The sequence below is a fragment of the Caldisericaceae bacterium genome, from assembly GCA_036574215.1.
Classification (GTDB): Bacteria; Caldisericota; Caldisericia; order Caldisericales; family Caldisericaceae; genus Caldisericum.
Map to the genome: position 1 here is coordinate 21832 of JAINCR010000023.1, position 6230 is coordinate 28061.

Sequence of the window (6230 nt, forward strand, 5' to 3'; positions counted from 1 at the left end):
ATTTAACTATTTGTTATCATATCCTTAAGATCGGTAAACTCGCTTATTTTTTTAACTGCATCCATTGCCAACTTATTTGTTACGTGTGTATATTTCATTGTTGTATTAAGAGAACTGTGTCCTAAGAGTTCTCCTATAGTTATTGGGCTTATACCAGATTCGAGGGCAAGTGTTGCAAATGTGTGTCTTAGTTTGTGCGGTGTGATTTTTTTGGGTATATTTGCAAGTTTTGCATATTTTCTTACCATGAGTTGAATGGTAAGTGGAGAAAATTTTTTGTGCCTATTACTTTCAAATAGGTACTCTGTTTCATTTTTTTTCTTTTCCATGTACATAGAAAGAATTGCTGTCAATTCGTTAGATAAAGGCACCAATCTTTCTTTATCACCTTTACCTCTAATTTTTACATATCTTCCTTCAAGATTAACGTCTTCTACTTTTAAATTTACAAGTTCTCCAACTCTTACTCCTGTGTAAATAAGAAACGTAAGAATGGTAAAATCTCTTAAATGGTTTTTTGAAACGTCAAGAAGTCTTCTTACTTCATCTTTTGTTAAGAATACGGGGAGTGTTTTTGAAGTTTTCGGAGGATCAGAGACTTCAAAATCAATTTTGAGTTCTTTTTTTATAAATTTTGCAAAACTTTTTAGTATTAGTGTTTGAGTTGCCCTTGTGTTTTTAGTTATTTTTTTTCTTAAAAAATACTTTTGTATTGATTGTGCATCAGGTAGAGATGAACTTTTTAAAAAATCGTTAACTATATAAATGTAGTTTTTTACAGTAAGATTTGAATAACCTTTCATTAGAAGATAAATGGCAAATTGGCTTTTTATGTGTTCCTTATCTAAGTTTTCCATATTAAACATTATATTAGGAAGTTTAAAATAAGCAAAAATGTAACCGTTTGCGTTGTTAAAAAAATTATAGTTTTGTATAGATCTCTACTATTCAATTGTCTTGACTAAAATTTTTAACATGGTATAAATGATTAGAGATGAAAGAGTATATTGGGATTGATTTAGGTGGCACAAAAATCAAAGGAGTAAGGATAAACGAAAATTTTGAGATAGTTGAGAATGTTAATGTTGAGAAATATGATTCATCATCTGCAGAAAGTATTACCAACGTTTTAGAAGAAGTGATTAGAACACTTGATAAACCCGAAGTTTTGAGCATAGGTTTTGGAATTGCAGGTTTTATTGATGCCTACTTAGGAGTTATCCATGCGTCTCCCAATATCCCTGCATTAAAGGAAATTAATATTAAAAGTATTTTTGAGCATAAATTTGGTAAAGACGTTTTTGTTGATAATGATGCTAAGGCGGGGGCTCTTGCGGAGTTATTTGTGGGTTCAGCAAAAGACACGAAGGATTTTTTGTTTATCACTTTTGGGACAGGTATCGGTGCAGCAATTATTTCAAACGGAATGCTTGTTCGAGGGGCGAACAACTTAGCTGGCGAAATTGGTCATATAACTTTGGACCCAAACGGTCCTAAATGTGGCTGTGGAAAGTTAGGCTGTTTTGAAACTTTTGCTTCAGGACCTGCGATTAAAAGAATTTACATTGAGAATATTAAAAATTATGATAAACTTCCCCTTTTAGCATACTTTTCAAATGATTCCTCGAAGATTGATACACCTTTTATTTTTAAATTTAAAGACTTCGATATAAATGCTAAAAATACTTTAAAGTATGTAGCTGATAAAATAGGTTTGGGCTTATCAATTGTAGTTAATCTACTTAACCCAAAGAAAGTAATTATTGGTGGTGGCTTGGGAATGTCTTTAAAGGGGATTTTTAATGATGTTTTAGAGTCGTTCTATAGAAACACTTTGAAAATAGAAGCAGAATCCGTTGAATTTCTTTTTTCTGAACTTGAAAACGAGGGAGTTGCAATTGGAGCGGCTTTGCTTCCTTTTTCAAAATATTGAAGGAGGTAAGAATTATGAAAGAAACTTTAGATGTTATCCTTTTACTTGGTTTGCCTGCATCTGGAAAATCGGAGATTAGGAAATTTGTCAATAATCTTCCTAAACATTATTCTAAAAAAGATTTTCACCTTGGAGAAGACATACACATAGATGATTTTCCATACGTGTTTTTAATGAGACGTATTGATGAAGAACTTGAAAAACTTTCTCAAAAACGTATCTTTTATAAATCTAACGAAAGCCCGTTTACTGATGGTAGAGATTGGCTTACCCTTACACAACTAATCAACCTTGAATATTCTGATATTGTGAATAAAAACTTCCATAACCCTGAGAATCCATTTTTGACTCTCGCAAAAAGAATTGACGAATCTGCAGAGCTTTTTAATATAGATGAAAGGATTTTATCGTTAGAAGAAGGGCTATTAAAGGAATTATCTTTAAAACTCGATAAAGAATCAAGAGATATTCTTTTAAATATAAATGCTAACGCGAATAAAGACCTTAGTAAAGCAACGTTCATTATAGAGTTTGCAAGAGGAGGAAGTTATAACTCTCAATTTCCTATTTCCTATCCATATGGATATGCTCATACTTTAAGTGCCCTTAGTGAAGAAATTCTTTCAAAAGCAGGTATCATGTATGTTTGGGTGACACCTGAAGAATCCCGTAAGAAGAATTTTGAAAGAGCTAACCCAAACGATCCAGGTTCAATTCTACACCATGGAGTTCCACTTGAAGTGATGTTAAGAGAGTATGGGGTAGATGACATGCTTTATTTGGTTGAAAATTCACCCAAAAAAGATTTTATTTTAGTTAAGAATGATCAAGAATCCTTCTTTATCCCAGTGTCTATTTTCGATAACAGAGTTGATAAGACCACTTTTGTCCGAGAAGATGAATCTCTTTGGAATGAATCAAATACCAATATTCTCTACAAAGAATTAAAAGACTGTTTCGATAAATTATATTTATTAAGGAGGAGAGCAGCATGATGGATGATTTAATCATCAGGAAAAGGTCAAGAAAGTATTTTAGTGAAAGTTTTGATGGATCTAACAAAGAGGAAGTATTAAACGCCTTAAAGGATTTACTTAACGAAAACATTGAAACAAGTGATAAACTCATAAATTTCCTTGAAAAATGGGGTGAACTTGCAGATATTATAGAAGAGGTTTATGCTTTTAAATATATTAATATGACACGTTTTATGGATAATAATGAATATGTGGAAGATTTCCAAAAGTTCTATTCCGATGTAATAAGTGTTGCCATGCAGTATGATTATCTATTGAAGAAAAAATATTATGAGTCTCCTTTTAAAGATACTCTGGGAGGAGAATTCAATCATCTTAATAAGATAATTGAAAATGCGCTAAAGATCTTTAGAGAGGAAAACATTCCTTTATTCATAAAAGAGGAAAAGATTTCTCATAAATATGGTGAGGCAATTGCTAAGTTAATTATTAATTTTAATGGAGAAGAAAAGACATTTTCTCAAATGAACGTTTTTTTGAAGGACCCAAATAGGTCGGTAAGAGAGCAAGCTTGGTTTCATAAGTATAATGCTTTAAAAGAGATTTCACCTTACTTATCAGATGTTTACGATGAACTGAAGCATATTAGAAATAAAGAATCAGAAAATGCAAACTTCAAAAACTATAGAGATTACAAGCATTTAGCTTTGGGTAGATTTTCTTATAGCGTGGAAGATGTTTTACGTTTTCATACTGCTGTAAAAAATGTCGTTGTGCCATTCTTAAAAGAGAGAAACGAAATAAGAAAACAAAAATTAAAGCTTGATACCTTAAGACCTTGGGATACCCAAGTTGAATTTGATAACAAAGTTTTAAAACCATTTAATACAATTGAGGAATTTATTAATAAATCTATAAAAGTCCTATCTTCAGTTGATGAAGAATTTGGAGAAAACCTATTGAGAATGAAAGTATCAAATTTCTTGGACCTTGAAAACCGCAAAGGTAAAGCCCCTGGTGGGTATAACATGCCACTTCCTGAGCATGGCTCGTCTTTCATTTTTATGAACGCCGTAGGTTTAAATTCAGATGTTAGGACGCTTTTTCATGAATCTGGGCATTCATTACACGCTAAATATACTTCACCTATTCTTATTCATCAGTTTAAAGAATATCCGATGGAAGTTGCGGAACTTGCATCTATGAGCATGGAAATGTTTACTGTTGAATATCTTTCTGAATTCTACGATAATGAAGCCGACTTAAAGAAGGCTAAACGTGAAGAGATCGAAGGGGCTTTGTCGTTTTTGCCTTGGTGTATAGCCGTAGATAGTTTCCAGCATTTTGTTTATACAACTAACGCAAGCGAAAAAGAAAGAGAGGAGTATTTTGTAAATCTCATGGAAGAACTCAATACGGGTGTTAATTGGGATGGTCTGTATGATTATCTTAAGGTGTTATGGATGCAACAACTTCATATTTTTGAGGTGCCTTTTTACTACATTGAATATGGATTTGCTCAATTAGGTGCTCTTGCAATGTATAAGAATTTTAAGGAAAATCCTAAGAAGACAGTTGAAGATTATAAACGATTCTTAGGTATGGGTTATAAAAAACCTGTAAATGAATTGTATAAAGAAGCAGGAATCGAGTTTAATTTTAGTGAGGATTATGTTAAATCAATTTTAGAATTTGCAGCAAATGAACTAAAGAATTTAGATTAAAGGTAAAAATTTGTGTTTAAAATAATTTATTTACTCTTGACTTATTTTAAAAATTTGTTATCCTATTAAGGAATTTTATTTTAAGGGAGGTTATTAATGCCAATTTTAAAAGCGTCTAAGAAAGCAGTTATTAAGAGTGAAAAAAGAAGAGAAAGAAATGAATATTATACAATAGCTCTTAAAAGGGCTTTAGATTTTGCTAAGAAGAGCAACTACTCAGAAGAAAAGGTAAAAGAAGCAATAAAAATAATCGATAAACTTGAGTCTAAGGGTATTCTTCACCCAAATACAGCAGCCCGTAAGAAATCGAACTTAATGAAGAAATTTAACCTTAAAAATAAAGCGGATAAGCAAGCTTAATACTGCCTTGTAACTTTTTCTACTATAAAGGTGCGCAAGGCTTCTTTTGGTTCGATTTCTCCAGATTTTGATTTTATATCTATATCTGTTAATATGTTGTATTGTCTAACAAGGTTTTTTATATCTATTTTTTCAAGGTTTCTATAAATACCGTCAAGTGTCCTTTTTTTAAGAAAACTGCCAAAAAAACTTGCTATGTATTCATTTACTTCTTTCTGTGTTTTTGACTCCTTTTTTAAATCGTATGCTATAAGGTATATTGAGAATGTCTTTAAAATCTGTGAGAGTATTATATTCTCTTGGTTTGCAGTTTTTAAAAAATAGTCAAGAAGCTCCGTTGCTTTATCTTTCTCCATGTTGATGACTGCGTTTATAAATTCAAATATGTCTTCTTCTTTCATCTTTTGCACAATTTCTTTAACATCTTCTTCTTCAATGCTTTTCTTTGCACCTACAAACATTGCAAGTTTTTTAATTTCGTTTGAAAGTTCAAATAAATTAGAATCAAGCCTACTTATAAGTTCTTTTACTGCCTCTTTTGAAATGAGTTTGCCATAATCTTTAGCCTTTTTTTCAATCCATTTTTCTATATGAGTTTGTGGTATCGTGTAATCTTTAACAATTATGAAGTCTCCTTTTCCTAAGTTTTCTTCTTTACCTAAATAGAAGAGAATTACCTTAACATTATCAATAATTTTTGTTGATAGCAATTTTTGAAGGTTCTGTTTTGAAATTGCCTCCCCGTCTTTTATAATTAGCAACTTATTATTTAAGAATGGTGGTGTTGAGACAATATTTGTGTATTCTCCTATATTAAATTCGTATCCTGATGTTTTTATCAATCCAAGGCTTGAAATATCTCTACCAAATAATTTTTCTGAATATTTTTTTATAATCTGATCCTTTAAATAGTGAGACTCTCCCATAAGAACCAACAAAGGCTCTTTTGGGAGAGTGTTCTCAAGTTCGGTTAATATCTCTAATGCGGATGCTTCCCTCATGGATATATTTTTTCAAGTAATCTTGGGAAAGGGATTGTTTCTCTTACATGGGGAAGCTTGGCAATCCATGCAAGTGTTCTTTCTATTCCTATACCAAATCCACTATCGGGAACTGATCCATACCTTCTTAAGTCAAGATACCACTGGTAATTTTCAATTGGAAGGTTATTTTCATTCATTCGCTGTAAAAGTAAATCATAATCATGTATCCTTTGACTTCCCCCGATAATTTCGC

Annotated in this window: 7 protein-coding genes; 4 read left to right on the top strand and 3 right to left on the bottom strand. The window is 31.6% G+C overall.

Annotated elements, in window-relative coordinates:
- Positions 1 to 2: 2 nt before the first annotated feature.
- Entirely contained in the window at positions 3 to 857 is an 855-nt protein-coding gene (locus tag K6343_01325; protein MEF3244617.1) for a tyrosine-type recombinase/integrase, read from the bottom strand.
- A gap of 137 nt (positions 858 to 994) precedes the next feature.
- On the opposite strand from K6343_01325, the gene K6343_01330 reads away from it, so the two are divergent.
- The 4 genes from K6343_01330 to rpsT all read left to right on the top strand — a co-directional run bounded on the left by K6343_01330 (position 995) and on the right by rpsT (position 4994).
- Complete coding sequence (locus K6343_01330) at positions 995 to 1933, top strand: ROK family protein (GenBank protein ID MEF3244618.1); 939 nt, start codon at positions 995 to 997, stop codon at positions 1931 to 1933.
- Positions 1934 to 1947: 14 nt separating this feature from the next.
- A complete protein-coding gene (locus tag K6343_01335; GenBank protein ID MEF3244619.1) occupies positions 1948 to 2928 on the top strand; it encodes a hypothetical protein in 981 nt (326 codons plus the stop codon).
- Positions 2928 to 4634 carry a M3 family oligoendopeptidase gene (locus tag K6343_01340; GenBank protein ID MEF3244620.1) on the top strand — a complete coding sequence of 569 codons (1707 nt, stop codon included), beginning with the start codon at positions 2928 to 2930 and terminating at the stop codon, positions 4632 to 4634. The genes K6343_01335 and K6343_01340 overlap by 1 nt, the downstream gene beginning before the upstream one ends.
- A gap of 96 nt (positions 4635 to 4730) precedes the next feature.
- Entirely contained in the window at positions 4731 to 4994 is a 264-nt protein-coding gene (gene rpsT / locus K6343_01345; GenBank protein MEF3244621.1) for a 30S ribosomal protein S20, read from the top strand.
- On the opposite strand, the gene holA is transcribed toward rpsT, so the two are convergent.
- Both holA and K6343_01355 read right to left on the bottom strand, forming a co-directional pair.
- Positions 4991 to 5995, bottom strand: a complete 1005-nt coding sequence (gene holA, locus K6343_01350; protein MEF3244622.1) for a DNA polymerase III subunit delta — start codon at positions 5993 to 5995, stop codon at positions 4991 to 4993. The genes rpsT and holA overlap by 4 nt on opposite strands.
- On the bottom strand, positions 5992 to 6230 hold a 239-nt coding region (locus K6343_01355; GenBank protein MEF3244623.1), incomplete at its 5' end, for an asparagine--tRNA ligase. The genes holA and K6343_01355, both read right to left, overlap by 4 nt.